This window comes from Brevundimonas sp. (genome assembly GCF_035935935.1).
GTDB lineage: Bacteria > Pseudomonadota > Alphaproteobacteria > Caulobacterales > Caulobacteraceae > Brevundimonas.
The window spans coordinates 318,307-345,000 of sequence record NZ_DASYWO010000005.1 but is presented as its reverse complement, the minus strand read 5'-3'; the positions used below and the strand labels follow the sequence as shown (position 1 = coordinate 345,000).

At 69.9% G+C, this 26,694-nt stretch carries 29 protein-coding genes (1 of these 29 only partly in view); 13 read left to right on the top strand and 16 right to left on the bottom strand.

Annotation, left to right across the window (positions count from 1 at the left end):
* On the bottom strand, positions 1-348 hold the 5' portion of the coding sequence (locus VGR32_RS06465) for a rhomboid family intramembrane serine protease (RefSeq protein ID WP_327449260.1). It extends 324 nt beyond the left edge of the window; the window shows 348 of its 672 coding nt (coding positions 1-348); the start codon lies at positions 346-348; the stop codon falls past the left edge of the window.
* A gap of 116 nt (positions 349-464) precedes the next feature.
* On the opposite strand from VGR32_RS06465, the gene hfaA reads away from it, so the two are divergent.
* The 4 genes from hfaA to VGR32_RS06445 all read left to right on the top strand — a co-directional run bounded on the left by hfaA (position 465) and on the right by VGR32_RS06445 (position 6,090).
* Entirely contained in the window at positions 465-905 is a 441-nt protein-coding gene (hfaA, locus tag VGR32_RS06460) for a holdfast anchoring protein HfaA (RefSeq protein ID WP_327449258.1), read from the top strand.
* Complete coding sequence (hfaB, locus tag VGR32_RS06455) at positions 902-1,909, top strand: holdfast anchoring protein HfaB (RefSeq protein ID WP_327449256.1); 1,008 nt, start codon at positions 902-904, stop codon at positions 1,907-1,909. Before hfaA ends, hfaB begins: the two co-directional genes overlap by 4 nt.
* Positions 1,836-3,086 (top strand): holdfast anchor protein HfaD, encoded by a 1,251-nt coding sequence (gene hfaD / locus VGR32_RS06450; protein WP_327449254.1) that lies wholly within the window; start codon positions 1,836-1,838, stop codon positions 3,084-3,086. Before hfaB ends, hfaD begins: the two co-directional genes overlap by 74 nt.
* Before the next feature lie 118 nt (positions 3,087-3,204).
* Positions 3,205-6,090 carry a M16 family metallopeptidase gene (locus VGR32_RS06445; protein WP_327449252.1) on the top strand — a complete coding sequence of 962 codons (2,886 nt, stop codon included), beginning with the start codon at positions 3,205-3,207 and terminating at the stop codon, positions 6,088-6,090.
* 116 nt (positions 6,091-6,206) lie between these two features.
* Here the strand turns inward: VGR32_RS06445 and VGR32_RS06440 are convergent, their stop codons facing one another.
* Positions 6,207-7,064 (bottom strand): hypothetical protein, encoded by an 858-nt coding sequence (locus tag VGR32_RS06440; RefSeq protein WP_327449250.1) that lies wholly within the window; start codon positions 7,062-7,064, stop codon positions 6,207-6,209.
* A gap of 139 nt (positions 7,065-7,203) precedes the next feature.
* On the opposite strand from VGR32_RS06440, the gene VGR32_RS06435 reads away from it, so the two are divergent.
* Positions 7,204-7,740 carry a PAS domain-containing protein gene (locus VGR32_RS06435; RefSeq protein WP_327449247.1) on the top strand — a complete coding sequence of 179 codons (537 nt, stop codon included), beginning with the start codon at positions 7,204-7,206 and terminating at the stop codon, positions 7,738-7,740.
* 2 nt (positions 7,741-7,742) lie between these two features.
* Here VGR32_RS06435 and VGR32_RS06430 read toward each other — a convergent pair whose 3' ends face one another.
* Positions 7,743-8,270, bottom strand: coding sequence for a gamma carbonic anhydrase family protein (locus tag VGR32_RS06430; protein ID WP_327449245.1), 528 nt, complete (start codon positions 8,268-8,270; stop codon positions 7,743-7,745).
* A gap of 291 nt (positions 8,271-8,561) precedes the next feature.
* Between VGR32_RS06430 and VGR32_RS06425 the strand changes: the two genes are divergently transcribed.
* Positions 8,562-9,380, top strand: a complete 819-nt coding sequence (locus VGR32_RS06425; protein WP_327449430.1) for a PhoH family protein — start codon at positions 8,562-8,564, stop codon at positions 9,378-9,380.
* Positions 9,381-9,384: 4 nt separating this feature from the next.
* Here VGR32_RS06425 and VGR32_RS06420 read toward each other — a convergent pair whose 3' ends face one another.
* The 7 genes from VGR32_RS06420 to VGR32_RS06390 form a co-directional block, all read right to left on the bottom strand.
* Positions 9,385-10,614 (bottom strand): cation:proton antiporter, encoded by a 1,230-nt coding sequence (locus VGR32_RS06420; protein WP_327449243.1) that lies wholly within the window; start codon positions 10,612-10,614, stop codon positions 9,385-9,387.
* A gap of 98 nt (positions 10,615-10,712) precedes the next feature.
* The gene (dxs, locus tag VGR32_RS06415) at positions 10,713-12,620 is read right to left on the bottom strand and encodes a 1-deoxy-D-xylulose-5-phosphate synthase (protein WP_327449241.1); all 1,908 of its coding nucleotides are present in this window, start codon (positions 12,618-12,620) and stop codon (positions 10,713-10,715) included.
* 116 nt (positions 12,621-12,736) lie between these two features.
* Positions 12,737-13,612, bottom strand: a complete 876-nt coding sequence (locus VGR32_RS06410) for a farnesyl diphosphate synthase (protein ID WP_327449239.1) — start codon at positions 13,610-13,612, stop codon at positions 12,737-12,739.
* A 32-nt stretch (positions 13,613-13,644) separates the two neighbouring features.
* Positions 13,645-13,995, bottom strand: coding sequence for a tRNA-binding protein (locus VGR32_RS06405; protein ID WP_327449237.1), 351 nt, complete (start codon positions 13,993-13,995; stop codon positions 13,645-13,647).
* Positions 13,992-14,243, bottom strand: coding sequence for an exodeoxyribonuclease VII small subunit (locus tag VGR32_RS06400; protein WP_327449235.1), 252 nt, complete (start codon positions 14,241-14,243; stop codon positions 13,992-13,994). The genes VGR32_RS06405 and VGR32_RS06400 overlap by 4 nt, the downstream gene beginning before the upstream one ends.
* A gap of 40 nt (positions 14,244-14,283) precedes the next feature.
* Positions 14,284-14,934: a histidine phosphatase family protein gene (locus tag VGR32_RS06395; RefSeq protein WP_327449233.1), complete on the bottom strand. Its 651-nt coding sequence runs from the start codon at positions 14,932-14,934 to the stop codon at positions 14,284-14,286.
* Positions 14,935-14,983: 49 nt separating this feature from the next.
* A complete protein-coding gene (locus VGR32_RS06390; RefSeq protein WP_327449231.1) occupies positions 14,984-15,904 on the bottom strand; it encodes a histone deacetylase family protein in 921 nt (306 codons plus the stop codon).
* Positions 15,905-15,984: 80 nt separating this feature from the next.
* Here VGR32_RS06390 and VGR32_RS06385 point away from each other — a divergent pair, with 80 nt between their 5' ends.
* The 4 genes from VGR32_RS06385 (at position 15,985) to VGR32_RS06370 (ending at position 19,096) form a co-directional block, all read left to right on the top strand.
* Positions 15,985-16,515 (top strand): GNAT family N-acetyltransferase, encoded by a 531-nt coding sequence (locus VGR32_RS06385; RefSeq protein WP_327449229.1) that lies wholly within the window; start codon positions 15,985-15,987, stop codon positions 16,513-16,515.
* A gap of 34 nt (positions 16,516-16,549) precedes the next feature.
* Entirely contained in the window at positions 16,550-17,275 is a 726-nt protein-coding gene (locus VGR32_RS06380; RefSeq protein WP_327449227.1) for a DUF72 domain-containing protein, read from the top strand.
* A gap of 12 nt (positions 17,276-17,287) precedes the next feature.
* Complete coding sequence (locus VGR32_RS06375; RefSeq protein WP_327449225.1) at positions 17,288-18,466, top strand: vWA domain-containing protein; 1,179 nt, start codon at positions 17,288-17,290, stop codon at positions 18,464-18,466.
* A 66-nt stretch (positions 18,467-18,532) separates the two neighbouring features.
* Positions 18,533-19,096 carry a hypothetical protein gene (locus tag VGR32_RS06370; protein WP_327449223.1) on the top strand — a complete coding sequence of 188 codons (564 nt, stop codon included), beginning with the start codon at positions 18,533-18,535 and terminating at the stop codon, positions 19,094-19,096.
* Positions 19,097-19,098: 2 nt separating this feature from the next.
* On the opposite strand, the gene VGR32_RS06365 is transcribed toward VGR32_RS06370, so the two are convergent.
* The 5 genes from VGR32_RS06365 to VGR32_RS06345 all read right to left on the bottom strand — a co-directional run bounded on the left by VGR32_RS06365 (position 19,099) and on the right by VGR32_RS06345 (position 22,826).
* The gene (locus tag VGR32_RS06365) at positions 19,099-19,287 is read right to left on the bottom strand and encodes a CsbD family protein (RefSeq protein WP_327449221.1); all 189 of its coding nucleotides are present in this window, start codon (positions 19,285-19,287) and stop codon (positions 19,099-19,101) included.
* A gap of 71 nt (positions 19,288-19,358) precedes the next feature.
* Positions 19,359-19,832 carry an NUDIX domain-containing protein gene (locus tag VGR32_RS06360; RefSeq protein WP_327449219.1) on the bottom strand — a complete coding sequence of 158 codons (474 nt, stop codon included), beginning with the start codon at positions 19,830-19,832 and terminating at the stop codon, positions 19,359-19,361.
* Positions 19,829-20,875 carry a sensor histidine kinase gene (locus VGR32_RS06355; protein WP_327449217.1) on the bottom strand — a complete coding sequence of 349 codons (1,047 nt, stop codon included), beginning with the start codon at positions 20,873-20,875 and terminating at the stop codon, positions 19,829-19,831. Before VGR32_RS06355 ends, VGR32_RS06360 begins: the two co-directional genes overlap by 4 nt.
* Positions 20,872-21,297, bottom strand: coding sequence for a response regulator (locus VGR32_RS06350; protein ID WP_327449215.1), 426 nt, complete (start codon positions 21,295-21,297; stop codon positions 20,872-20,874). The genes VGR32_RS06355 and VGR32_RS06350 overlap by 4 nt, the downstream gene beginning before the upstream one ends.
* Positions 21,294-22,826 (bottom strand): sensor histidine kinase, encoded by a 1,533-nt coding sequence (locus tag VGR32_RS06345; protein ID WP_327449213.1) that lies wholly within the window; start codon positions 22,824-22,826, stop codon positions 21,294-21,296. The genes VGR32_RS06350 and VGR32_RS06345 overlap by 4 nt, the downstream gene beginning before the upstream one ends.
* 120 nt (positions 22,827-22,946) lie before the next feature.
* On the opposite strand from VGR32_RS06345, the gene VGR32_RS06340 reads away from it, so the two are divergent.
* The 3 genes from VGR32_RS06340 (at position 22,947) to VGR32_RS06330 (ending at position 24,587) form a co-directional block, all read left to right on the top strand.
* Positions 22,947-23,654 carry a hypothetical protein gene (locus VGR32_RS06340; protein ID WP_327449211.1) on the top strand — a complete coding sequence of 236 codons (708 nt, stop codon included), beginning with the start codon at positions 22,947-22,949 and terminating at the stop codon, positions 23,652-23,654.
* A 65-nt stretch (positions 23,655-23,719) separates the two neighbouring features.
* Entirely contained in the window at positions 23,720-24,121 is a 402-nt protein-coding gene (locus VGR32_RS06335) for a hypothetical protein (protein ID WP_327449209.1), read from the top strand.
* Positions 24,122-24,188: 67 nt separating this feature from the next.
* Positions 24,189-24,587: a hypothetical protein gene (locus VGR32_RS06330; protein ID WP_327449207.1), complete on the top strand. Its 399-nt coding sequence runs from the start codon at positions 24,189-24,191 to the stop codon at positions 24,585-24,587.
* A gap of 9 nt (positions 24,588-24,596) precedes the next feature.
* Here the strand turns inward: VGR32_RS06330 and flhA are convergent, their stop codons facing one another.
* Positions 24,597-26,684: a flagellar biosynthesis protein FlhA gene (flhA, locus tag VGR32_RS06325; RefSeq protein ID WP_327449428.1), complete on the bottom strand. Its 2,088-nt coding sequence runs from the start codon at positions 26,682-26,684 to the stop codon at positions 24,597-24,599.
* Between the last annotated feature and the right edge of the window lie 10 nt (positions 26,685-26,694).

The following is a 26,694-nucleotide window of genomic DNA, read 5'->3' as shown; positions in this document are numbered from 1 at the left end:
ATGCACCAGGACGTACCCGACGGCCGACAGAATTCCGCACGCCATATAGAAGAGTGAAAACGCGACCGCGCCGGCGCCTCCGCGCAGCATGCGTGCGACGGGCGTGGCGAAGGCCAGCGCCCCCACCGCGTTCATGATCGCGTGCGCCCAGTCGCCGTGCAGGAACATGGACGTGGCCAGACCGGTCCAGTCCCCCTCCATCACGCGACGGGGATGGAGCGCCAGCGACAGGCCCATGTCGGGCAGCCGTTCCTGGAAGAAGAACAGCGCCGGCATCGACAGCGCCAGCAGCAGCACGATCGGCGGGGCCTTGAAGGCGGGCTCGCGGCGGGTCGGCGATTCGGTCATCAGCCTCTGACAACGCGCGGAAGGGCGGCGGGAATCGCCACTAAGCCGTCATTAAGGTCTCCATCCCATTTTGGCACGTGACTTGCTGGTTCGTTCGGCGAGATCGGAGCGTGCGCATGAAGTGGACATTGACCGGCGCGGGCCTTCTTGCCGGAGCCATGCTGGCCCTCGCCGCGCCCGAGGCGGCGCAGGCGCAGTCCCAGGGATACGGCGGCACGGGCCAGCTGCAAGCCGGCTACGGCGGCGCACGCTACACCACCGGTCGGCCTGTCTCCGGAACGACCCGCGACGCCAACGGCAACCGCCTGATCGTCAACGGCATCATCCAGTCCGGCGTCGGGGCCTACTCCAGCTCCAGCGGCGGCGCATCGGCCACGGGCTCGTGGGGACTGGGCGGCGACGGGCGCGCCACGATCGGCGGCTCCACCGCGATCGGCAACCAGTTGAACGTCGTGGTCCAGGGCAACCACAACACCGTCATCGTCAACTCGACCCAGACGAACAGCGGCGACGTGCGGGCCGGAACCGCGCTCAACGGAAGGCTGGACCTGCGATGAGCCGACTGTTGCGCCGCCTCCGCATTCTCGGAACCGTCGGTTCCGCCGCGGCCCTGCTGGGGGGCTGCATCGCGCCGGTCGCCGGCGGCGACGGGCGCTATGCCCAGCCCATCGGCAACGCGCCGGTGACCGCCAATCCGACGCCCTACTCCGTCGCCCTGTACTGTCTGGCCGACTATGCCCGGAAGTATGACCTGCCGTCGCCGCGCATCGCGGTGGGCCGGATCAGCGACTACACCGGAACCGTCTCGTCCGACGGCGGCCGCCAGATCACCGGCGGGGCCTCGCTCATGGCCTATTCGGCGCTGGCCAAGGCCGGGGCCCAGATCGTGGAGCGCTACGACACCTCGGTGTCCGAGCTGGAACTGCGCTACGCCAACAACAAGCTGATCGGCGATCCCGGGCAGGAGGGCGAAGACGCCGCCTATCGCCAGATCCTCGCCGGCCAGGTGCCGGGCTCCGACTTCTACATCGTCGGCGGCATCACCGAGGTGAACTACAACATCCGCTCCGCCGGCTGGGACTTCCTGGGCGGAGAGGCCGACACCAACACGCCGCTGTCGGGCGGTTTCCGCGGCCGCTACTATGTGATGAACGTCGCCATCGACCTGCGCATGGTCCAGACCACCACGCTGGAGGTCGTCGACGTCGTCTCCTACCAGAAGCAGATCATCGGGCGGGAAATCTCGCTCAACGTCTTCGACTTCCTGAACGGCAACGTCTTCGACGTCGGCGGGGGCGAAGGCGGCTTCGAGCCGGTCCAGCTGGCGGTGCGTGCGCTGGTGGAGCGGGCCACGGTCGAGTTCATGGCGAACCTGTACGGCGCGCCCGGCCCGGAGATCTGCCTGGACACCCGCAACGAGCTGCTGCGCGACACCTACGGCCCGACCGGCGGCTACTATCCGGCCTATCCCAACACGGACACGAACAATGGCCAGACCCGCGCTGATCCGACTCGCTGGCATGATCGCCGCGACGGCGACGTGCGTCGCAGCCGGTACTGAGGCCCGCGCCCAGGATCCGGACGCGCCGATCGTCCTGAACCGCCAGTTCCAGGGCGGCGACGTCGCCGCGCGCCAGACGGTGACGACGACCGACGCCGACGACCAGGTCACCGTCTCCACCTCGGCCACGGGCAACACGATCTCGGGCGCGGTCGAAACCGGCCAACTGACCGTGGATTCGGAGCAGGAGCTCCAGGGCGACGTTTCCGCCGAGACCACCCTGGTCCTGAACGGCGACACCGAAGGCTACGTCACCGCCGTCACGCAGGCGAACGGCAACTATCTGGCCGGGGGCGCCTATGGCGGCGACCTGACGCTGGACGCCACCCAGACGACCGGCGCGGTCCGCATCGAGGCCGTGTCCGACCTGTCCGGCGGAACGGCGCGCCTGATCGGCGGGGGCCGGATCGAGACCTCGGCGACCGCCAACACCGTGGCGCTGGCCGCGCGGGACGGCCACATCGACGGTGAGATCCGTCAGGACACCGACGCCACCCTGTTCTCATCCAACTACGTCGCGGTCCAGTACGCGCCGGGCGCGACCGAAGTGAACAGCCAGGCCACCGGCAACGTGGCCGCCTACACCGGCACGGCGCCGGCCAGCCAGAATCTGCGCCTGACCCAGTCCAGCACCGGCGATCTGGTGCAGGCCGGGACCAGCGCCAACGCCGGGAACGCCTGGGACCTGGCGGGACGGGCGCGCGCCACGGGCAACCACGGCCATTTCGCCAACGCGGGCGGATCTTCCGTCGTCGAGGCCCAGCAGACCAACGCCTCGCGCGTCTGGGCCGAATCGATCGTCACCAGCTACGACTACGGCCGCGCGACCAGCCATGCGCAGGCGTCGGGCAACGCCCTGTCGGTCGGCAACGACGACATCTACGTCCGCATCGACAACGATCAGATCAACACCGGCGGCGTCCAGGCGGACGCCAGCTTCGCCGGCGCCTACGGCTACGACGCCTACGTCGGGGCCGACGCCGTGGGCAACAGCGTCACCGGCTACGCCTGCGCCGAATGCGGCGCGACGCTGCAGGCCGACAACGTCCAGAACAACTCCGGAGACGTCTCCGCCACGGCCCGCACCACCGTCTCCGGTGATTCCCGGGCCGTCATCACCGGGACGAACGCGGTCGGCAACGCCGCCAACTTCTACGTCACGCGCCCCGGAAACTGACGGGATTGTAACTTGTGGGGCGGAACGGCGGCGGGCAACCGTGCGCCGGCCCGCGCGCCTGCGCGGGCCCCCCGAGGCGCCCGACCGTCGGCGCCCCCGTCTCCGGAGCTGACCGTCCATGCGTTCCCCCCGCCGCCTTCTGCTGCTGGCCGCCTCGTCGCTGGCGATCTGCGCCGCACTGCCCGTCGCCGTACAGGCCCAGCAGGCCACGCCCGGCGCGGCCGCGGGCGTGCAGCCCTCCGATCCGTGGCCCCAGGCCGCCAGCGACGTGCCGGCGGCGGACGACGTCCGCTTCGGCCAGCTGCCCAACGGCCTGCGCTACGCCATCATGAAGAACGCCTCGCCTCCGGGGCAGGCCTCGGTCCGCGTCCTGATCGACGCCGGCTCCCTGATGGAGCGCGAGGATCAGCTGGGTCTGGCGCACTTCATGGAGCACATGGCCTTCAACGGCTCGACCGAAGTGCCGGAGGGCGACCTGACCAAGCGACTGGAGCGATTGGGCCTCGCCTTCGGCGCCGACACCAACGCCTCCACCGGCTTCGACGCCACCATCTATCAGCTGGACCTGCCGCGCACCGACGACGCCACCGTCGACGAAAGCCTCTTCATCCTGCGCCAGATGCTGGGCGAGGCCCTGCTGGAGACCTCGGCCATCGATCGCGAACGGGGCATCGTGCTGTCCGAAGAGCGGACTCGCGCCACCCCGGGCCTGCGCGCGCTGGTCGCCCAGCTGGAGTTCCTGATGCCGGGGCAGCTGGTGCCCCAGCGTCTGCCGATCGGTTCGACCTCGGTCCTGTCCAACGCGCCGCGGGAACGCTTCGTCGAGTTCTACGAGGCCTATTACCGGCCGGAACGGGCCACCGTGGTGATCGTCGGCGACTTCGACGTCGATTCGATGGAGTCCAAGGTCGTCTCCACCTTCGGCGACTGGACCAACAGCCATGCGGGCGGAGCGGAGCCCGATCTGGGCGCCGTGCGGACGCGGGGCCGCGAGGCGGGTCTCTACGTCGAGGCCGGGCTCACGCCCAGCATCCAGATCGCCTGGGTCGGCGCACCAGACCAGCGGCCGGACACGCAGGCGAAGCGGCAGGAGAACGTCCGGCGGGCTCTGGGCCTCGCGGTGCTGAACCGACGCCTCGGCGTCATCGGGCGCGGCGCCCGGCCGCCATTCATCGGCGCCAACGCGGGCCGCTCGAACCTGTTCGATTCCGTCCTGCTGGCGAACGTCTCCGCCAACTACGACGGCGACGCGTGGCAGCCCGCCCTGGCCGCGATCGAGCAGGAGACGCGGCGCATCGCGCAGTTCGGCGTCACCCAGGCCGAGCTGGACCGCGAAATCACCGAGATGCGCACCGGCCTGACCAACGCGGTCGAGGGCGCCTCCACCCGTCGCACGCCGGCGCTCGCCAACGCCATCGTCGGCACGACCAGCGAGGAACTGGTCTTCAGCTCGCCCGCCACGGACCTGGCGACGTTCGAGGCGGCGGTCGCCGGCCTGACGGTGGAGGACGTCAACGCCATGCTGAAGTCGACCTTCACGGGCGGCGGACCGCTGGTGTTCATGTCCGGCCCGACGGCGGTGGAGGGCGGCGAAGGCGCTCTGCTTGCGGCGCTGGCCGCCTCTGAGGCCGTGGCCGTGACCGCGCCCGAAGCGGCCGAAGCCGTGGCGTGGGACTATGCGGAGTTCGGTCCGGCCGGCACGGTGGTCGAGCGCACCGTCGTCGAAGACGTCGGCGCCACCTTCGTGACGTTCGCCAACGGCGTGCGTCTGACCGTGAAGCCCACCGACTATCGCGACGAGCAGATCCTCGTCTCGGTGCGGGTGGGGCAGGGTCTGCTGGGCCTGCCCACCGACCGTCCCCTCCCCGTGCTGGCGCTGGGCTCGGTCTTCGCCGAAGGCGGCCTGGGCCGGTTGACCGCCCAGCAGCTTGAAGAAGTGCTGACCGGCAAGACCTATCGCGCAGGCCTGTCGGCCGGCGAGGACGCCTTCGTCCTGTCGGGCGGAACCAAGCCGGCGGATCTGGACGTGCAGATGCAGGTTCTGGCCGCCTACGTGACCGACGCCGCCTGGCGCCCTGAACCGTTCGAACGCACCCGCGCGCAGTTCCGGGCGGCCCTGCCGACCCTCGAGGCCACGACCCAGGGCGTCTTCGCCAGGGAAGCCACCAGCCGCCTGCGCCCGGGCGACGCCCGTTATGCCTTCCCCTCGCTTGAAAACGTCGCCGCCTGGTCGATCGACGACCTGAAGGCCGCGGTCGCTCCGGCGCTGGCCTCCGGCCCCATCGAAATCGTCATCGTGGGCGACGTGGACGTCGACGCGGCCATCGCCTCGGTGGCCTCGACCTTCGGGGCCCTGCCGCCCCGCAGCGCGGCGTCGCAGCCGTCGGCCGAGCAGCTGTCCGCCCGCTTCCCGGCCGGCACGGCCCAGCCCCTGGACTTCAAGCATGGCGGCCGTCCGGATCAGGCCCTGGGCTTCGTCGCCTGGCCGGCCGTGGACAACTTCACGGACGTGCGCGAGGCCCGCGTCGTCCGCCTGCTGGCGGACGTCCTGCGTCTGCGTCTGATCGAGGAGCTGCGGGAGGGGCAGGCGGTGACCTATTCGCCCAACGTCGGGGCCCAGGCGTCCGGCAACTTCGCGGGCTACGGCTACGTCTCCGCCGCCATCGAGGCGCCGCCGGAGAAGCTGGAGGGCTTCTTCGCCGACGTGGACCGCATCGCCGCCTCGCTGGGCACGGACCCCATCACGGAAGACGAGCTGGAACGCGCCCGTCGCCCCCGCGTCGAGGCCCTGCGTCGCAGCCGCGCGACGAACGAGTTCTGGATTTCCGAACTGTCGGAGGCCCAGACCGACCCCGCCCGCCTGCCCGCCCTGCGCAGCGCGGAATCGGACCTTGAGGCCATCACGGCCGCCGAGGTCCAGGCGGCGGCGGCCAAATACCTGATTCCCGCCACCGCCTACCGCATCACCGTGACGCCCCGCGCTGCGGCGGCCGCGGCCGAGTGAGACGAAAAAAGGCCCCGGCGCTTGCGCAGCCGGGGCCAGTCTCTCTCAGGATCGTCGACGGAGCGACGAGCCCGCAATCTGCATCACGCCGCCTGACGGGCGGCTGAACGGCGTCTTCAGAACACGCGTCCGCCGACGCCGCCGTCCAGCGTGATCGCGCCGCCCTGAACGGCCCAGCCTTCGCGCACCACGACCTCTTCGCGGTACTCGGTGTAGGTCTCCTCATACCACATGGTCAGCACCTTCACGCCGACGCCGTAGCGGCGCAGCAGCGACCGCTCGTTGCAGTCGCGTTCGGGCCGCTGCGGCTTGCATTCCACCGTGCCGCCCGGCGCGTGCCACAGGCTGTCGCCCTTGCGACAGGTCGTCGTCTCGCCGTGGTCGAAGCGCTCGGAACCTTCCCAGTCGGCGATGGTCACCTGCATGTAGGTGCCGGCCAGGCAGCGGAACAATTCGCCGTCGTAGTCGCCCCAGACGTCGCGATCCGGGCGGACCTGGGCGGCCGGATGCGGGCGGCCGCGGTCGTCCATGCAGACGGCGCGGATGACCACGCGGCGCTCGATCCGCCGACGGGATTCGAACGGCACCCGGATGACCTCGCGCATCATGCCGCCGCCGACGTGCAGACCCTGGATCGTCGTCGGATAGGGCTGCTCGACGTTGACGTAGGCGCCGCCGCCGCCGGCCACGATCACCGTGGCCCCGGCTCCGGCGCGGGCCGAGGCCCCGGCGTTCGCATTGACGTTGACGTTCACGTTCACATTGCCGCCGCCGCAGCAAGGGGGCGCGGGCGGCTGCTCGCAGCACGGCCCGGGCGGCGGAGGCGGCGGGGGCGGCGGCGGCGGGGGTTCGCAGCACGGCGGCGGGGGCGGCGGACAGACGGGTCCGCACTGGGCCGCGGCCTCGTCGGCGAAGGCCGAGACGGCGAACAGGGTCACCGCCGCCGGCAGCCAGGTGAGCGCGTGCAACCGCATGAGGTCGCCTCCACAAGGTTCAGTCGGTCGATTCCTCAGCAAGAACCGGGCCGTTGTCGCCGACGAGGGGAGCACGCCGCCCCTTTCGATTCCGTTTCGATCCGGCCCCGGAATTGCGCCGGCTCGCCCGGAGACGGCGATGATGTTCCATTCCGACACGCGCGCCCTGATCGATCTGTGGTCCGGCCTCAGCCGCGGCGACGGCGCGCGTTCGGGGCTGCCGCACCGCGCCGCGCTGATGCCGGAGGCCCTGGGGAGAGGCCTGACCCGCGCCTTTCTGGCGGAGCGGACCGGCGACGACGCGCGCATCCGGCTGGCAGGCGACTGGCTTGAGGCCTTTCACCACGGGCCTCTGACCGGTTCGGGAGTCCTTTCGCTGTGGCGTCACGCGTCCCGTCCGCTGGTGGCCGACGCCCTGCGCCGTACGGTGCGCGAGGCGCGGCCCGTCGTGATCGCCGCGACCGCCGGGCCGCTGAATCTTGAGGTGACGCTGACGCCGTTCCGCGGCGACGCGGGCGGGCGCGAGCTGATCCTGGGGCTCTATTCGCGCGCGTCCGGCCCCGCGCCCGCCGCCCGCACGCCGCACCGGTTGACGGCGCAGGTCTGCGTCGGCGTGGGCGACCCGGGACGACCCCGCCTGGCGCTGGCCGCGCTGGACGGCCGCAGGATCGCCTGACCTCAGGCCGGCCGCATGTCGCGCGCGAACCGCTTCCAGTTCTGCACGTAGTGTTCGGCCGAGGCCTTGAGGGCCGCGATCTGACCGGGCTCGAGCTGACGCACGACCCGCGCCGGACTGCCCACGATCAGGGAGCCGTCCGGAAATTCCTTGCCTTCGGTGATGAGCGCGCCCGCGCCCACGAGGCAGTTGTTCCCGATCTTCGCACGCCCCAGCACGACCGCCCCGATCCCGATCAGACTGCAGTCGCCCACCGTGCATCCGTGCAGCATCGCCATGTGCCCCACCGTCACGCCGCGCCCCAGCGTCAGCGGCTCGCCCATGTCGGTGTGCAGGACCGAGTTCTCCTGAATGTTGGTGTCCTCGCCGATGGTGATCGGCTCGTTGTCGCCCCGCAGCACGGCGCCGAACCACACGCTGGCGCCCGGCTTCAGAATCACGTCTCCTACCAAGGTCGCCGTCGGAGCGACCCAGTATTCACCGTCCGCCGGAAGGCGCGGAGACTTGTCTCCGAGCGCGTGAACATTCATCCGAACCCCTCCAAAACTCAGCCAAATCCGCCCTTTAAGCGTTTGGAAACCACGTTAGCATCAATATGCGAATGCGATTCGAAGCGGCCATTTCCGCCCCGGATCGGAAGCCGGATCAAGCCCGGTCCGGTCAGCCTCACGGAGAACGCGCGTGCTGCGTTCCGGTCGGCGGGTCCTCCCGCTGGAGCATGAAGTCTCCGACGACCCGGGCGGACACGTCGTCTCCGCTTCCTCCCTCCCCGCCCTCGTCCGAGGCGATGCTTTCGCGGCATCGCCTTTTTTCATGCCTGCCTGGAGCCAAAAATGACCAAGCGTTCGGCCCTGAAGCGTCAGACCCGCGAAATGTCGCGCGAATTCGGCGTGCTCGACTCCAGCCAGTTCATCGAGGACGCGAAGGTCCGCCGGCTGCCGCATCATGCCGGCCAGCACGCGAGCCAGAGCCACCGCGGCTGGTCGCCCCACCCGTCCAACGACGAGCGCGACCAGGGCTACCTCAAGACGCTCAAGCCCAAGTCGGACGGTCAGGCCGAGCTGATGACCATGATCGATCATCACAACCTCGTCCTGGCGCTTGGCCCCGCCGGCACCGGCAAGACCTATCTGGCCGTGGCCAAGGCGGTGGAAGCCCTCGAGGCCGGCAAGGTCGGCCGCATCGTGCTGAGCCGCCCCGCGGTCGAAGCGGGCGAGTCCATCGGCTTTCTGCCCGGGGACATGGAGGACAAGCTGGCCCCCTATCTGCGGCCGCTCTACGACGCCCTGTCCGACCGGTTGTCCATGAAGCGGGTCAAGGCGCTGATGGCCGAGGGCCTGATCGAGATCGCGCCGATCGGCTACATGCGCGGCCGCACGCTCAACAACGCCTTCATCGTCGTGGATGAGGCCCAGAATTGCACCTACACCCAGCTGAAGATGCTGCTGACGCGGCTGGGCTGGCATTCGACGATGGTCGTGACCGGGGACCCGCATCAGTCGGACTTGCTGCCGGGCGTTTCGGGCCTTTCGGACATCGCGGAAAAGCTGGCGGTCGTGCCGGACATCGGCGTCGTCCATCTGGCCGAGCGCGACATCGTCCGCCACCCGCTGGTGGCCAGCATGATCGGCGTGCTGTGACGGCCTAGACCAGATCCCGAACCGCGACGCCCTCGGCCTTCGCCGGGGGCGTTTGCGGTTTTGCGCCCATCCGGTCGATCAGCTTGAACACGAACGGGTTCAGCGAGATCGACAGCAGGGCGGCGGCCAGAATCAGGTCGTGGGTCGTCTGGCTCATCGCGCCCAGCGACACCCCCAGCGCCGCCAGAATGAAGCTGAACTCGCCGATCTGCGCCAGCGAAGCTCCGACCGTCAGACTGGTCGCGCGGTCCAGCCGGAAGGCGGTGGTGATCGCCAGCGCCGCGAGCGTCTTGCCGACGATGACGATCGCGAGCGCGATCAACACCGCCAGCGGCTGCTCGACCAGAATCATCGGGTCGAACAGCATGCCGACGGAGACGAAGAACAGCACGGCGAAGGCGTCCCGCAGCGGCAGGCTGCGCTCCGCCGCATTGTGCCCCAGCGGCGAGCCGTTCAAAACCAGCCCCGCCAGGAATGCGCCCAGGGCGAACGAGTGGAACAGGGCGTAGGCCACCCAGGCGATGCCCAGCGCGATGGCCAGCACCCCGAGCGTGAAAAGCTCACGTGACTTGGTGTGGGCGATCCGCACCAGCACCCAGGGAAGTACGCGCCCGCCGACGACCAGCATGCCGGCGACGAACAGGGCCACCTTCAGCAGGGTCCAGCCCACGCCGGCCGCCACTTCCGCCGCGCCACCGCCTTCGCCCGCGGGCGCCAGCAGCATGGGCAGCAGCACCAGGGCGATGACGATCACCAGATCCTCGACGATCAGCCAGCCCACCGCGATGCGCCCGACCTCGCCCTTGTTCTGCTTGCGCTCCTCCAGCGCCCGCATCAGCACGACGGTCGACGCCACCGACAGGGCGAATCCCATCAGCGCGGCCTCGACGTCGCCGAGCCCCAGCACGAAGCGACCCAGCAGCCAGCCCATGCCGGTCGCCGCCGCGATCTGCGCCAGCGCTCCGGGAACGGCGACCTTGCGGACCTGCATGAGGTCCTTCGGCGAGAAATGCAGCCCGACGCCGAACATCAGCAGGATGACGCCGATCTCCGCCAGTTGCGGGGCCAGCGCGGTGTCGGCGACGAAGCCCGGCGTGAACGGCCCGACGGCGACGCCGGCCAGCAGGTAGCCGACCAGCGGCGAGAGCTTCAGCCGGTTGGCCAGCATCCCGAACACGAAGGCCAACACGAAGCCCCCGACCAGAGTGGAGATCAGGGTCTCGGCATGCGGCATCGGCGCTCCTGCGGCGTCGGGGGAGAAGGCTCCGTTGAGGGGTGCGCCCTAACTGGGGCCTCGATCGCCGGACGGCAAGGTTTTGATGGCCGGAAAGGTCAGGCCCGCGCAGCGCCTTTGGTCGCACCGAGCGCCGCCATGGCGGCCGCGGCGACGTGTTCGGCGTTCAGCCCCGCGAGGTCGTACTGCTTCGCCGGGCTGTCCTGGTCCTGGAAGACGTCGGGCAGATGCAGCGTGCGGATCTTCAGACCCGCGTCCAGCGCGCCCTTCTCGGCCAGCGCCTGCAGCACGAAGGCGCCGAAGCCGCCCATGGCGCCCTCCTCGACCGTGATGAGCGCCTCATGCTCGCGCGCCAGGCGCAGGATCAGGTCGACGTCCAGCGGCTTGGCGAAGCGCGCGTCCGCGACCGTCGCCGAGACGCCGCGCGCGGACAGCAGGTCGGCGGCCTTCAGCGCCTCCTGCAGCCGCGTGCCCAGGCTCAGGATGGCCACGGCCGTGCCCTCGCGCACGATGCGGCCGCGGCCGATCTCCAGCGGCGCGGCCAATTCGGGTATCTCCACGCCCACGCCGTCGCCGCGCGGATAGCGGAAGGCGCTCGGCCGGTCGTCGATCTCCAGCGAGGTGGCGATCATAGCCGCCAGTTCCGCCTCGTCGGAGGCCGCCATCAGCACCATGCCGGGCAGGGCGCCCATGTAGCCGACGTCGAACGACCCGGCGTGCGTGGAGCCGTCGGCCCCGACCAGGCCTGCCCGATCCATGGCGAAGCGCACCGGCAGCGACTGGATCGCCACGTCGTGCACCACCTGGTCGTATCCGCGCTGGAGAAAGGTCGAATAGATGGCGCACACGGGCTTCAGCCCGTCCGCCGCCATGCCGGCGCAGAAGGTGACCGCGTGCTGCTCGGCGATGCCGACGTCGAAGGTCCGCTCCGGAAAGGCCTGCCCGAACAGATCCAGCCCCGTGCCGGACGGCATCGCGGCCGTGACGGCCACTATCTTGGGATCGATCCGCGCCCGCTTGATGAGCTCGGTCCCGAACACCTTGGTATAGCTGGGCGCGTTGGAGACCGGCTTGGACTGCTTGCCCGACACGACGTCGAACTTGACCACCGCGTGCAGCTTGTCGGCGCTGCTTTCGGCGGGGGCATAGCCCTTGCCCTTCTGGGTCACGACGTGGACCAGAACCGGCTTGTCGGTGATGGCGGCCGCGTTCTTCAGGATGGGCACCAGATTGTCGAGGTCGTGCCCGTCGATCGGCCCCACGTAGTAGAAGCCGAGCTCCTCGAAGAAGGTGCCGCCCGTGACCATGCCGCGGGCGTATTCCTCGGCCTTCTTCGCCGCCTTCACGAACGGGCGCGGCAGGTGCTCGACGATCGACTTGCCGAACTTGCGCATGCCGCGATAGGCGCCGCCGGACACGAGACCGGCCAGATAGGCGCTCATGCCCCCGACCGGCGGCGCGATCGACATGTCGTTGTCGTTCAGCACCACCATCAGCTGGCCGGACGTCGCCTCGACGGCGTTGTTCATCGCCTCATAGGCCATGCCTGCGGACATGGACCCGTCGCCGATCACCGCGACCACGCGGTTGGTCTTGCCCTGCTGATCCCGGGCCGTCGCGAAGCCGAGCGCGGCGCTGATCGAGGTCGAGGCGTGGGCCGCGCCGAAGGGGTCGTATTCGCTCTCGCTGCGTTTGGTGAAGCCCGACAGGCCGCCGCCCTGTCGCAGCGTGCGGATGCGGTCGCGCCGCCCCGTCAGGATCTTGTGGGGATAGCACTGGTGCCCGACGTCCCAGATCAGGATGTCGTCGGGCGTCTCGAACACGTGATGCAGGGCGACGGTCAGTTCAACGACGCCCAGGCCCGCGCCCAGATGCCCGCCCGTGACCGACACGGCGTCGATGGTCTCGGCCCGGACCTCCTGCGCCAGCTGCTTCAGCTGGGGCAGGTCGAACCCGCGCATGTCGGCGGGAGTCTTGACCTTGTCGAGCAGGGGCGTGTCGGGCATCCAGGGCACTTCGGGCGACGCCCGTGACGGGCGGAGACGGTTTCCTCTCTCTTGAACGCGTGAGGGCGCGAGCGCCAGTGAGGATTGTCTGAGGAAGGTCTGAGCGCTTCGCCGGATCAACGCCGCCGCGTCAGCACATGATCCACGCTGGCCTTCAGCATCTCCGCGTCCGGGCCGAACGGGTCCAGATGCGCCCGGGCCTGATCGGCCAGATGCGACACCCGGCCGCGCGCCTGATCGACGCCCAGGAGGGTGACGAAGTTGGTCTTGCCGCGCGCGGCGTCCTTGCCGCCAGCGGCCTTACCGAGGGTCTCCGCATCGCCTTCCGCGTCCAGAAGGTCGTCGACGATCTGGTACGCCAGCCCCACGTCGTGGGCGAAGCTGAGCAAGGCGTGTCGCGCCGCGTCGCCGGCGTCGGCCAGGATGAGCGGTATCTCGAAGGCGTAGGCGAACAGGGCGCCGGTCTTCAATCGCTGCATGCGCGCGACCCCGCCCAGGTCGTCGCGGACGCCCATCAGATCGATCATCTGACCGCCGGCCATGCCCCGCGCGCCGGACGCCAGCGACAGCCGGGCCGCCAGTTCGCAGCGCACCGCCGGGTCGTCGTGCGTGTCCTCGTCCAGCAGGATGTCGAACGCCGCCGTCTGCAGCGCATCCCCCGCCAGCACCGCCGTCGCCTCGTCATAGGCGCGATGCACGGTCGGTCGCCCCCGCCGCACGTCGTCGTCATCCATGCACGGCAGGTCGTCGTGCACCAGCGAGTAGGCATGCACGCACTCCAGCGCGCAGGCCGCCCGCAGCACCGGCCGCTCCTCCAGATCGAACAGCCGCGCGGCCTCCAGCGCGAAAAACGGCCTCAGCCGCTTGCCCGGCCCCAGGGCGGCGTAGCGCATCGCCTCGGTCAGTCGCGACTCGGGGCCGTCCGCGCGCGGCAGCAGTTCGTCCAGCGCCACGGTGACTAGATCCGCCACCTCGGCCACCCGGTCGATCACGCCCTGTTCGGGCGAATTCGCCGCCAGCGCCGTCAAAACAGCCGTCCGCCGACGACCGCGTCGCGATCCACGCCGACCAGCACCACCTCGCCGTCCGCGTCGGGAAAGCCCAGCGTCAGCACCTCGGACATGAACGGTCCGATCTGGCGCGGGGGGAAGTTGACCACGGCGGCCACCAGCCGCCCCCGAAGCTGCTCGATCGTGTAATGGCGCGTGATCTGGGCGGACGACCTCTTCACGCCGATCTCCGGCCCGAAGTCGATCTTCAGCTTGAAGGCGGGCTTGCGGGCCTCCGGAAACGGCTCGGCCTCGACCACGCGGCCGAGGCGCACGTCCACCTTCAGGAAGTCGTCGAACCCGATCTGCGCGGCCGAGCCGCTCACTGGCCGAAGTCCGCGGGCGCCGTGCCGGTCGGCCGACCGTCGGCGCCCAGCACGACCTTCTCGACCCGAAGCTGCGCCGCCTTCAGGCGCTCCTCGCACAACGCCTTCAGACGCGCGCCTTCCTCGTACAGGGCGACCGCTTCCTCAAGCGGGGCCTGGCCGGACTCGAGGCGCTGGACCAGCGATTCCAGCCGCGTCAGGGCGGCTTCGAACGAAAGGTCGGCGTCGGCGGGGGCTTGGTCGGTCATCGCGGCGGAACCTAGAGCCGGCGCACGCGCCCGGCAACGGTCAGCGCCGCTCGTAGCGACGCTGGCTCCAGTATTTGAAGCCCTGATTGTGGACCAGCGCCCAGCCGTTCGCCTTCAGCCGCTTGCCGACCATGTGATTGAAATAGCCGTGGGCGAGAACGAGGACGTCCTGCCCCGCCTCGGCGCGCTCGATCAGCTTGCGGGCGGCCACGTCGGCGCGGACCTTGGCCTCGCGGTGCGTTTCTTCCTGATGGTGCCGGTCGGACAGCCGCCACCACACGCGGGACACCACGCCCCACCAGCGCGGCGAAAGTCGGATGAAGTCCGGCAGCCTCGGCGGCGGCAGGGGCGCCTCGATGAACAGGGCGTCGGACATCACCTCGCGCCCGGCGGATACGGCGGCGGCCGTCTCCTGCGCGCGCTGCCGGGTGGAGGCGTAGATCGCGCCGGCGCCTTCGGCGGCGTTGACCAGCTCCGGCGGCGGCGTCTGGCCGGCCAGCAACCCGCCGACCTCATACTTGCCCCACCAGTCCTTGTATTGCCGGGCGGTGATCAGACATTTGCGCGACAGGGCCGGTTCGCCATGCCGCGTCAGGATGATCGAGCCGGGGCGCGTCGTCGTCGCGCCCGCCGTCGGCACGGCGGGAATCGGGGCGGCGACGGGGCGTGCGGTCGGCTCCTGCACGGTCATGATCCGCGGACGGCGACGAAGCCGGTCGTGGGCCGGTCGGCGCGCATCCTCATTCCTCCCCCAGGGCGTGGACGTGGGCGACGGCGGACCGGCCCAGTCCCTCAAGGTCGTAACCGCCCTCGAGCGACGACACAATCCTGCCCCCGCAGACGCGGCGCGCCACCTCGGCGACGGCGCGCGTGGCCCAGGCGAAGTCCTCGGCCTCCAGGCTCTGGTGGGCCAGCGGATCGCGCCGGTGAGCGTCGAATCCCGACGAGATCAGGATCAGGTCCGGCGCGAACGTCTCCAGCGCCGGCATCAGTCCGCCCTGGAACGAGGCGCGCCACGACTCGCGGGCGGCGTGAGGCGCAACCGGCACGTTGACCACGTTGCCGACGCCCGTTTCCGACGCCGCCCCGGTGCCGGGGTACAGCGGCATCTGGTGGATCGAGCCGAGAAACAGCGTCGGATCGGCCTCGAAGGCCGCCTGGGTCCCGTTGCCATGGTGCACGTCGAAGTCGATCACCGCGACCCGCGTCAGCCCGGCGGCCTGCGCCGCACGGGCGGCCACGGCGACGCTGGAAAACAGGCAGAACCCCATGGCCCTGTCCGGCTCCGCGTGGTGCCCCGGCGGCCGGACCGCGCAGAAGGCGCGGGTAAGGTCGCCGGCCGCGACGGACCGCACCGCGTCGATCACCGCGCCCGCCGCCAGCCGCGCAGCCCTAACGCTGCCCGGCGACAGCACGGTGTCGGCGTCCAGCGACCGCATGCCCTCTTCGGGCGAGGCGTCGAGGACGGTCCGGACATAGGCCGCGGGGTGCACCCGCTCCAGATCCGCGACCTCCGCCTCGACGGCCGCCCGACGGTCGTGGTCCAGCCCGGCGTCGGCCAGGGCGTCCAGCACGGCCGTCAACCTTCCCGGCCGTTCGGGATGGCCCACGCCCGTGGCGTGGCGGATCATGTCGGGGTGGGTGAAGATCGGCACGGCCATCGTCACCAACATAGGCGCCGACTCGACGCCCTGTCGCGGTCCCTCTGTCGCGTCCGCCGCGATCCCGCTAAAGCGCCGCCATGGCCGCCGACGTCCTGATCCGCTCCGCCCGCCCCGAAGACGCGGAGGCCCTGTCCCGCCTCGGCCGACGCACCTTCATCGACACCTTCGTCACGGGCTTCGGCATCCCCTATCCGCAAGCCGACCTCTCCGCGCATCTTGAAAAAGCGTTCGGCGTCGAGGCCACGCGGACCGCACTGGCCGAGCCCGGCGCCGCCTGGTGGGTGGCCGAGCGCGACGGCGACCTGCTGGCCTTCGCCAACGCCGGCCCCAATGGTCTGCCCCATCCCGAGGCCACGCCCGGCCACGCCGAGCTGCGCCGCCTCTACGTCGACCGGTCTGCGCAGGGTCTGGGGCTGGGCACGGCGCTGCTGACCCGGGCGCTGGAGTGGATGACGGATTTCGGGGACGGCCCCCAGTGGATCGGCGTCTGGAGCGGCAATCTGAAGGCTCAGAAGCTGTACGCGGCCCACGGGTTCGAGAAGGCCGGCGAGTACCAGTATCCCGTCGGCACGTGGCTGGACGACGAGTTCATCCTGCGCCGCGGCTGAGGGAACCCGCCGCCCGCGCGTCCATTGGCCTGCCATGGGCGACGTCAGGATCGGCACCTCCGGCTGGGCCTACAAGGACTGGAACGGTCCCTTCTATCCCGATGACGTCAAGGCGGCGGGGCGGCTGGCCTACATCTCTCGCCGATTCCGGACGCTGGAGATCAACGCCAGCTTCTACCGCATGCCGACGGAAGCCGCCGTCGCCGCCTGGCGGGGACAGACGCCGGACGCCTTCCTGTTCGCCTGGAAGGCCTCGCGGTTCATCACCCACAACAAGAAGCTGCGCGACCCGGCCGATCCGCTGGCCTACCTGTTCGCAAGGGCAGAGGGCCTGGGCGCAAAGCTGGGCCCCGTCCTGTTCCAGTTGCCGCCGAACCTCCACCGCGACGATGCGCGCCTGCAGGACTTCCTCGACGCCCTGCCCGCCGGCCGGCGGTACAGCGTCGAATTCCGCCATCCCGGCTGGTACGCCGACGCCGTGCTGGCGATGCTCACGGCCCGCAACGTCGCCCTGTGCATCTCGGACCACCATCACGCGCCGGCGCCGTGGCAGGCGACCGCGGACTTCATCTACCTGCGCGGACACGGCCCCGGCGGCCGCTATCACGGGCGCTACGGCGAGGTCGCGCTGCGCGACTGGGCCGGGGCCATCCGCGACTGGCAGAACAGCCGCGACGTCTTCGTCTACTTCGACAACGACATCAAAAGCGCCGCGCCGGCGGACGCCGATCAACTGATTGGGCTGCTGGATCAGGCCTGATAGGGTCGCCCCATGCTCCTGCCCTTCTTCACCGCCCTGCTCGACGCCAAGGTTCCGGTGTCGATGAAGGAGTGGCTGCATCTGATGCAGGCCATGGATCGGGGCGTGGCGTCGGGCCGCGTGGACGATTTCTACCATCTGTCGCGCGCCGTGCTGGTGAAGGACGAGAAGCACTACGACCGCTTCGACCAGGTCTTCTCCAAGGTCTTCGCCGGCGTGGAGACCGTCGGCCCCGACGAGCTGGCGCCCGCCGAGATCCCGGAAGACTGGCTGCGGCTGCTCACCGAAAAATACCTGACCGACGAGGAGAAGGCGCAGATCGCGGCGCTGGGCGGCTTCGACGCGCTGATGGACACGCTGCGCAGGCGGCTGGAGGAGCAGCAGGGTCGGCACCAGGGCGGGAACAAGTGGATCGGCACCGGCGGGACCAGCCCCTTCGGTCACGGCGGCTGGAATCCCGAGGGCGTGCGCATCGGCGGGCCGGGCCGTCAGGGACGGGCGGTCAAGGTCTGGGAGAAACGCGAATACCGCAATCTGGACGATCAGGTCGAACTGGGCACGCGCAACATCAAGGTCGCCCTGCGCCGCCTGCGCCGCTTCGCGCGCCAGGGCATGCCGGACGAGTTGGACATGGACGCGACCATCGACGGCACGGCGCGTCAGGGATGGCTGGACATCCACATGCGGCCGGAACGGCGCAACACGATCAAGGTGCTGCTGTTCCTCGACGTCGGCGGCTCGATGGACGCTCACGTCCAGCTTTGCGAGGAGCTGTTCTCCGCCGCCCGCAGCGAGTTCCGGCATCTGGAATTCTTCTACTTCCACAACTGTCTGTACGAGGGCGTGTGGAAGGACAATCGTCGGCGTCACTCGGAAAAGACGCCGACGTGGGAGGTGCTGAACAAATACCCCGGCGACTGGCGCGCCATCTTCATCGGCGACGCCACGATGAGCCCCTATGAGGTGACCATGCCCGGCGGCTCGGTGGAGCACTGGAACGAGGAAGCCGGCGCCGTCTGGCTGAAGCGCGCGACGCAGCAGTGGGACCGCGTGGCCTGGCTCAACCCGTCGGCGGAGCGCTATTGGGGGTACTCCGCCTCGGTCGGCATGATCCGCGAGCTGATCGACGACCGCATGTATCCCCTGACGCTGGACGGCCTCGACAAGGCCATGCGCGCCCTGTCCCGCTGATCGTCAGGCCGCGTCAGTAGGGCCGCCGACCCGGTCGGCGCACGGTGTTCGGCGGAGGGACCGCCCATGCTTCTGATCGTCGCCGCCCTGGCTTTGTTCCTGCAGGACCCGCCGCCGGGCGAGGTCGTCTCGACCGCGCCGCCTGCGGCGCCCGCTGGAACCCTGGCGGATCCCGTCGCGCCATCGCCCGTGGCGCGATCCGTCACGCCAGGGTCGAACTACGACGCCGTGTTCGGACGCAGCCCGCTTGCGGAATTGGCTCCCGTCACGAGCAGGACGGACGATTTCGACCGCGAGCTGGCGGCATCGTACGAGCGCGGGGCGGGTGCGGCCCCTATGGCCTCCACACCGCTGCCGCCGGAGGCGCTTGCCGATCCCGTCCGCTACGCCGCACAGCAATGCCGGCCCGAGCTGCGCCCGACGTCCGAGGGCGTGGCCGAGTGCTTCGACCGCATCGAACGCGCCGTGAGGGAGGAGGAGAGCCGCCGCGCCGCAGCCCGGCGACCGCGGACCACCTGCACCCACGCGGAGGCCAGAGACGAGGACGGCCGGACGTCGTCGACGTCCGGCCGCTGCGCTTGGGGGACGGGCGACCCCGCCCTTCTGGACAGTCTTTTCGACCGCCCCTGAACTCAGTGTTTGGCGTCGTGCTCGCGTACGGCGTCCTTGACGCCGCCGACGGCGTTCTGGGCCTTGCCTTCCACCTGGTCGGCCTTGCCCTCGGCCTGCAGCTTGGCGTCGCCGGTCATCTTGCCGACGGCTTCCTTGACGTCGCCGCCCATCTTCTTGGCGGCGCCTTCGATGCGATCGTGATCGGGCATGGGGACGGTCCCTTTCCAGCTGGCGACGCCGACGCGGCGCCGCTTCGGTCAGGACAGCGCGGACGCAGGCTTCACCGTTCCATACGGCCCAGCTTGCGCTGGTTTCTCAGCCACTTGGCCACCGCCCAGGCGTGGGCGTCGTGCCGAAGTTCGGCCACGGCCCGCGCCGGCTCCAGCCAGACCAGTTCATGATCGTCCTCGACCTTGGCCGCCGGATCGTGCGCCTTGCACGTCGCGGTCCAGAAACCTCCGACGTTGTCGACCGGCGTGCCGTCGGACTTGCGAAACCGCTGCCCGGCTTCGGCGAACCGGTCGCCCGCCGCGATCGTCATCCCGGTCTCTTCCCGGAATTCCCGCTCCAGGGCCTCGGGCTCCGTCTCCTCGCCGTCGACGGCGCCGCCCGGCAGATCGAAATAGCTCTCCTGACCGCGGTCCACGCGCACGCAGGCGATCCGACCGTCCCGTTCGACGATGCCGAACGCGGTGGGGCGGCGGCGATAGTCGAGCCCGGGCTCGCGGTCGCCGAACTGAAGCGACGGCGTCACAGATCGAAAGCCAGCCGCGCCCGCACGCCCGTGTGCGCCGGATCGAACTCCAGCGCGCTCTTCAGGCCGCCGGCCATGGCCGCGATGATCTTGCGGCCCAGTCCGGTCCCCTTGGGCTTGTCGTCGGCAGCGTCGATGCCGGGACCGTCGTCCTCGACCGTCAGCACGGCGCGATGGCCGTCGGCTTTCTCCAGCCGCACGCGGATCTCGCCGCTTTGGCCCGGAGCATAGGCGTACTTCACCGCATTGGTGACCAGTTCCGAAACGATGACGCCCAGCGACACCGCCTGATCCGTCGACACGGTCAGCGGCTCGGCTTCCAGCCTCAGATCCGGCGACGATCCGTCCGGTCCCAGCGATTGACCCAGTTCGTCGATCAGGCCGCGCAGATACTCGTCCAGCGCGACCGTCGCCATGTCGCCGGAGGTGTAGAGGCGACGGTGCACGTGGGCCACGGCCTCGATGCGCGCCTGCGCCTCGCGCAGCGCCCCCCGCGCCCCCTCGTCCTTGAGCTGGCGCGACTGCAGGGAGATGAAGCTGGACACCAGCTGCAGCGAGTTGCCGACCCGGTGGTTCACCTCGCGCAACATCGCCTCGGCGCGGTCGCGGGCGGCCGCGATTTCCGCCTGGGCGGACTCGTGTTCTCGCTGGAGCCGGCGGCGCATCATGGCGTCGTCGACCGCGTTGCGCAGCAGCGTCACGAAGTCCGAGGACACGTCCTTGATCACGTAGTCGGCGGCCCCGGCCCGCAGCGCGGCCACCGCCAACGCGCCTTCCTGCGCCCCGGTGACGTAGACGACGGGCGGGGCTTCGGGCAGCGCGATCATTTCGGGCAGGACGTCGATCCCGTCCCGACCGGGCATGTAGTGGTCCAGGGCGCAGGCGTCCCAGCCTCCGCCGGCCATAAGGCGCAGCCCCTCGTCGCCGTCGTGCGCGCAGACGACGTCGTAGCCGTGTCGGCCCAGCTCTTTCTGGACGAGCCGCGCGAGCGCGACGTCGTCGTCGACGTAGAGCAGTCTCACTGCACGCTTCAGGTCGATCACTCGATGTCCGGGGCCTGCATCACCGACAGGAACAGGCCCAGCTGGCGGATCGCGTCGGCGAAATTCTCGTAGTCGACGGGCTTGGTGATGTAGACGTTGCAGCCCAGGTCGTAGCAGCGCTGGATCTCGACCCTGTCGTCGGTGGTGGTCAGGATCACCACCGGCGCGCGCTTCAGGCGCTCGTCGCCCTTCACCTTCGCCAGGATGTCCGTGCCGGACATGTCCGGAAGGTTCAGGTCCAGCAGGATCAGCAGCGGCCCATTGGCCTTGACCTCGTCCGAGAACAGATAGTCCAGGGCGGCGCCGCCGTCGGCGAAGTGCGCGATCTCGTTGGAGATGTTCGCGCGACGGATGTTTTTCTCGATCAGCCGGGCGTGACCGTGGTCGTCCTCGACCATCACGATCTTCACGGGGTTGGTCATGCGGGCTCTCCGGACGCGGTCACGACCAGCCTTCTGGGCAATATCAGCGAAAAGGTCGAGCCCTCTCCCGCGACGCTCTCCACGCGCACGTCGCCGCCCAGACGGCGGGCGCCGTTGCGGACGAACGCCAGCCCCAGCCCCTCGCCCGGCCGATCCTGCTTTCCAGCCCGCCGGAACAGTTCGAAAATCCGCTCCAGATCGCGTTGGGCGACCCCGCGGCCGTTGTCGGCGACGCGGACCTCCACCATGCCGTCGGCGCGTTCGAGACCGTCGATGCGGATGCGGCCGGGTCGGGCGGGATCCAGATACTTGACCGCGTTGTCCACGAGATTGCCCAGCAGCTGCTCGACGGTCAGACGGTCGCTCTCGATGGTGGGCAGGCTCCCGACGACGATCTGCGCGCCCTGCTGGTCGGTCTGGTGGTGGACCGCCTTCGCGGCGTTGGTGGCCAGGGCCGCGAGGTCGATCCGTTCCGGATGCAGCGCCCGGCGACCGTCCCGCGACAGGCGCAGAATGGCATTGATCAGCCGGTCCATCTTTTCGGTCGAGGCGCGGATGAAGCCGATGGCCTCGGGGACGTCTTCGCGGATCGCGGCGACGGCCTCCGGCTGAACCAGTTTCGGCGCCTTCGCCTCCACCGCCGCGAGCTGCGTCTCCAGCGCCTTGCCAGACGCCTGCAGCTCGGAGGTGTAGCCCATGACGTTGACCAGCGGCGCGCGCAGGTCGTGGCTGACGATGTAGGCGAACCGCTGGATCTCCTCGTTGGCGCGCGTCAGCGCCAGCGTCCGGTCCCGCACCTCGTCCTCCAGCCCGGCGTTCAGCCGATCCAGTTCGAGCTGCTTCGCCTGCATTTCCGAAATGTAGGTGCGCAGCAGCCAGAAGATCGCGACGGCAAGGCTGATGATCAGGACGCTGGAGATGCCGTTGACCACGCCCACGGTCCGCAGGCCGTTGGTCGAGGCCGCATTGGCCGCCTGCAGTCGCGACCCGACCAGCTCGTCGATGGCCCCCACCCCGGTGCGCAGGCGGTCCGTCAGGGCCTGCCCTTCCCCCGTCGCCATGACCCGCACGGCGTCGGGGACGCGTCCGCCCCGCGCCAGGTCAAGGGTGACGCCCAGTTCCTGCGCCTTGGCCCGTGCCGCCTCCCGCACGTCCGACACCAGCGGCGCCAGATCCGGGTCGCGGCTGGCCTCTTCGCCGAGCACAAGCAGCGCGCGGTCGACCTGGCGCAGACCCTCCAGGGTCTCGGCCTCCCGCGCCGCCTCGCCCGTGAGCAGATAGCCGCGCTGGGCGGTCTCGGCGGTCAGGACCCCGATCAGCACCGAGCGCGAGGCGCGGCGGATCTCCTGAAACGATCGGGCCAGGGCGTCCTGCTCGGCCGTGCGGTCGATGATGACGAAGGCGGTGACGTTCACCGCCAGCTTCAGGGCCAGCGCGACCACCAGCAGCACCACGACCCGGCGGCCGAAGCCGGGCGTGTTCAGGAACCGGCGGAAGGCGTCGAAACGATCGCGGAACGTGGCGGACATGGCGGCGGAACATCGTCGGCGCGAAGGGCGAAGTCCAGTCGCCTCGAAGGTGAACCTTCGCCGAACGCCGGGATTAACCTATAGAACGGTCAAGGCTGACGAATTCCGGGGAGCGGCGACATGGTCTGGTGGTGGTGGATCATCCCCGCGACGGCGGCGGTCCTGGGCGTGATCTTCCTGTTCAGCGGGCTGGGTTCGGTGTTCAGGGGCAGGGTCGTTTCCGGCGGCCTGGGCGCCGTGGGAGGCGGCGGACTTCTGGCCGCAGCCGCCGTCGCGGCCCTGCTGGGTCTGAACGTCCAGACCTACTCCCGCCTGACCTATGAGCGTCCGGTCGCGACCATCCGCACGAAACGGCTGGGCCCCCAGTATTTCGAGGCCACGATCACCCAACCCGCCGCGGGCGAGGCCGCCCAGCCCGTCGTGGGCGTCTATCCCATGCACGGCGACGAGTGGCGGCTGGAGGCGCAGGTCCTGCGCTGGAAGCCGTGGGCCAATGTGCTGGGCCTCGACACGCAGTACCGGCTCGACCGCCTGTCCGGCCGCTATCAGACCATCGAGCAGGAACGGTCCGCCGTGCGCAGCGTGCATGCGATCGAGGGCGGCGCGCCCGAGGTCGATCTGCCCTGGTCGATCAGCGCCTGGGACTATGCCCGCAAGTATCGCCGCTGGGTCGACGCGGTCGACACGCTTTACGGCGGGGGCGCCTACATGCCCATGGCCGACGGGGCCGAGTACGAGGTCTGGATCACGCAGTCGGGCCTGATCGCGCGGCCGACCAACGCAGCGGCCCGCACCGCCTCCTCCGGCGGCTGGACCGAGGTGAACTGAAATCCGGATGCTTCTGCGCCGTCACCGTGCCATGAGGTGAACGTCGTTCGTATTCGGGGTTCCCCATGCTCGCCTTCGCCGCCGCCGCTCTCCTGTTCGTTCAGGATCCCGTGCTGACCCAGGCCGACTACGAGGCCTTCCAGAACTGTCATGGCCAGTTCGAGGGCGCCTATGCGACCGGTCTGGTCGTCCTGGCCGACGACGCCGAGGCGCTGGCGCGCCTGCGCGAGACGGGCGAAGGCCTCGGGGGGATCTTCGACGAGTTCGACCGGGACATCCGGGTTCTGGTCCCCGCTCTCGACGCCGCCGCCGGCCAGCGCGCCTTCCAGCAGGGCCGGGCGAAATGGGACGGCGCGGCCCAGCGGCCCGACGCCTCGGCGTTCTTCGCCGCCAACGTCGCGCTCAGCGAAGACTGCATGGAAGCCGGCGGCAAGGTGGCCACGGTTCTGGACGCCGCCGGCGACTGACGCGTCAGCTTCGGTCAGTGGCGGCGGGCGGAAGCGGCGCCAGGATGCCGGCCGGGAGGACTGACGCATGTTGATCGCACTGACCCTGGCCGCCGCGCTGGCGTCCACGCCGCAGGCCACGCTCACCCAGGCCGACTACAACGCCTTCAAGCGCTGCCAAGGCGACTATCTCGGCCACTATCGCGCCGGCGTCCGCATCTTCGGGGGTACGCAGTTCGAGGCCAACGTGCAGGAAGTCCATCTGGCCATGCACGACCTCCTGATCGAGATCGACGACGCGCTGCAGGCGACCGGCGTGCGGCTGGACTGGCAGGCGGGCTATTCCGTCTACATTTCCAGCTACCAGCAGTGGGGCGATTTTCCCAACCGGCGCGACGCCGAAGACCTGTGGTTCGACCGGGCCCCGATGACGCCGCAGTGCGCCGCGGCGATAGACCGTGTGGCGGCGTTCGTCGACGCCAACTGAGGCGACGCGTCAGACGCTGCCGATCGTCCTCAGCCGCGCGCGGGGATGCACCTCGTTCTGGCTCATCACGGTCGTCTGGCCGCGGAAGCGCTCGATGATGGAGCGCACATAGGGCCGGATCTGCGGCCCGGTCAGCAGCACCGCCGTCTCGCCCGCCATGGCGGCGCGCTCGAACGTGTCCCGCACGGAACGGATGAAGTCCTGCAGCCGTGACGGCGCCATGGCCAGCTGGCGCTCCTCGCCCTGCCCCACCAGACTTTCGGCGAAGGCCTGCTCCCACTCCGGCGACAGGGTCACGATCGGCAGGGCCCCGTCGTCGCCGCGATGCTGCCAGCACAGCTGGCGCGCCAGCCGCGTGCGGACGTGCTCCACCAGTCCGGTCACCGAGGACGTATGCGGCGCCGCCTCGGCCAGTCCCTCGAGGATCGACGCCAGATCGCGGATGGACACCTTTTCGCGCAGCAGCGACTGCAGGACCCTCTGAAGCGTCGTCACCGTGACGACCGTCGGGATCAGTTCGTCGACCAGCTTCTTCTCCTCCCCCTCCAGCCCGTTCAGCAGCTTCTGGACCTCGGCGTAGGACAGCAGGTCGGCCATGTTCTCCTTCAGAATCTCCGTCAGGTGCGTGGTCAGCACCGTCGACGGGTCCACGATCGTGTAGCCGCGGAAGGTCGCCTCTTCCCGCAGGGCCTCATCGATCCAGGTGGCGGGCAGGCCGAAGGCCGGTTCCCGCGTGTGCTCGCCCGGCAGTTCCACCTGACGCCCGGCGGGGTCCATGGCCAGCAGCTGGCCCAGACGCACCTCGCCGGTTCCCGCCTCCATCTCCTTGATGCGGATCGAATAGCCCTGCGTGCCCAGCCGCATGTTGTCGAGGATGCGCACGGCCGGCATCACGAAGCCGTACTCCTGCGCCAGGGAACGCCGCAGCGCGCGCACCTGGTCGGTCAGGCGCCGGCCTTCCAGCTCGTTGATCAGCGACAGCAGGGAATAGCCCAGCTCGATCTTCACCTCGTCGATGTTGAGGGCGGTGGAGATGGGCTCCTCGACGTCGGTCCGGGGCGCCGTCACGACCGCATCCGCCTCGGTCGGCTTCGGCTTCAGCTTCTCGCGCCCCAGCTTCCACGCCATGAAGCCCGCCCCGATCGACAGGGCCGCGAACGGGATCAGCGGCATGCCGGGGATCAGACCGATCAGGCCCGCCGCGCCCGACACCACGCCCAGCGACACGGGGTTGGTCGCCAGCTGCTGCACCAGCGCCTTGTCGGCCGACCCCTCGACGCCCGCCTTGGACACCAGGAAGCCCGCGGCGATCGACACGATCAGCGCCGGCACCTGCGTCACCAGACCGTCGCCGACCGTCAGCAGGACATAGCTGTTGGCGGCGTCGCCGGCCGCCATCGAATGCTGAAGCACGCCGATCAGGATGCCGCCGACCGCGTTGATGGCGGTGATGATCAGACCGGCCACGGCGTCGCCGCGAACGAACTTGGACGCGCCGTCCATGGCCCCGAAGAAGGTCGACTCCTGCTCCAGCTCCTTGCGCCGCAGCTTGGCTGTGTCCTCGTCGATCAGGCCGGACGACAGATCGGCGTCGATGGCCATCTGCTTGCCCGGCATGGAGTCCAGGGTGAAGCGCGCCGACACCTCGGCGATGCGGGTCGAGCCCTTGGTGATGACGACGAAGTTCACCACCAGCAGGATCACGAAGATGATGATGCCGATGATGAAGCTGCCGCCCATCATCAGGCTGCCGAAGGCCTGGATGACCTGACCGGCGCTGGCCGTGCCCTCGTGCCCATGGCTCAGGATCAGGCGCGTCGACGCCAGATTCAGGCCCAGCCGGAACAGGGTCGAGACCAGCAGCACCGTCGGAAAGATGGCGAAGTCCAGCGGCCGCTTCATCAGCAGCGCCGTCATCAGGATCAGCACGCTCGAAACCAGCGAGATCGCGAGCAGCAGATCCAGCAGGAAGCTGGGGATCGGCAGGATCAGCAGCATGACGATGCCGATGACGCCCATCGCCATGAACACTTCGCCGCGCATCAGCCAGCCGCGCATGTCGCGACCCGTGGGTCGCGCCATGCCGTCGCGCATCATGATCGGCGCG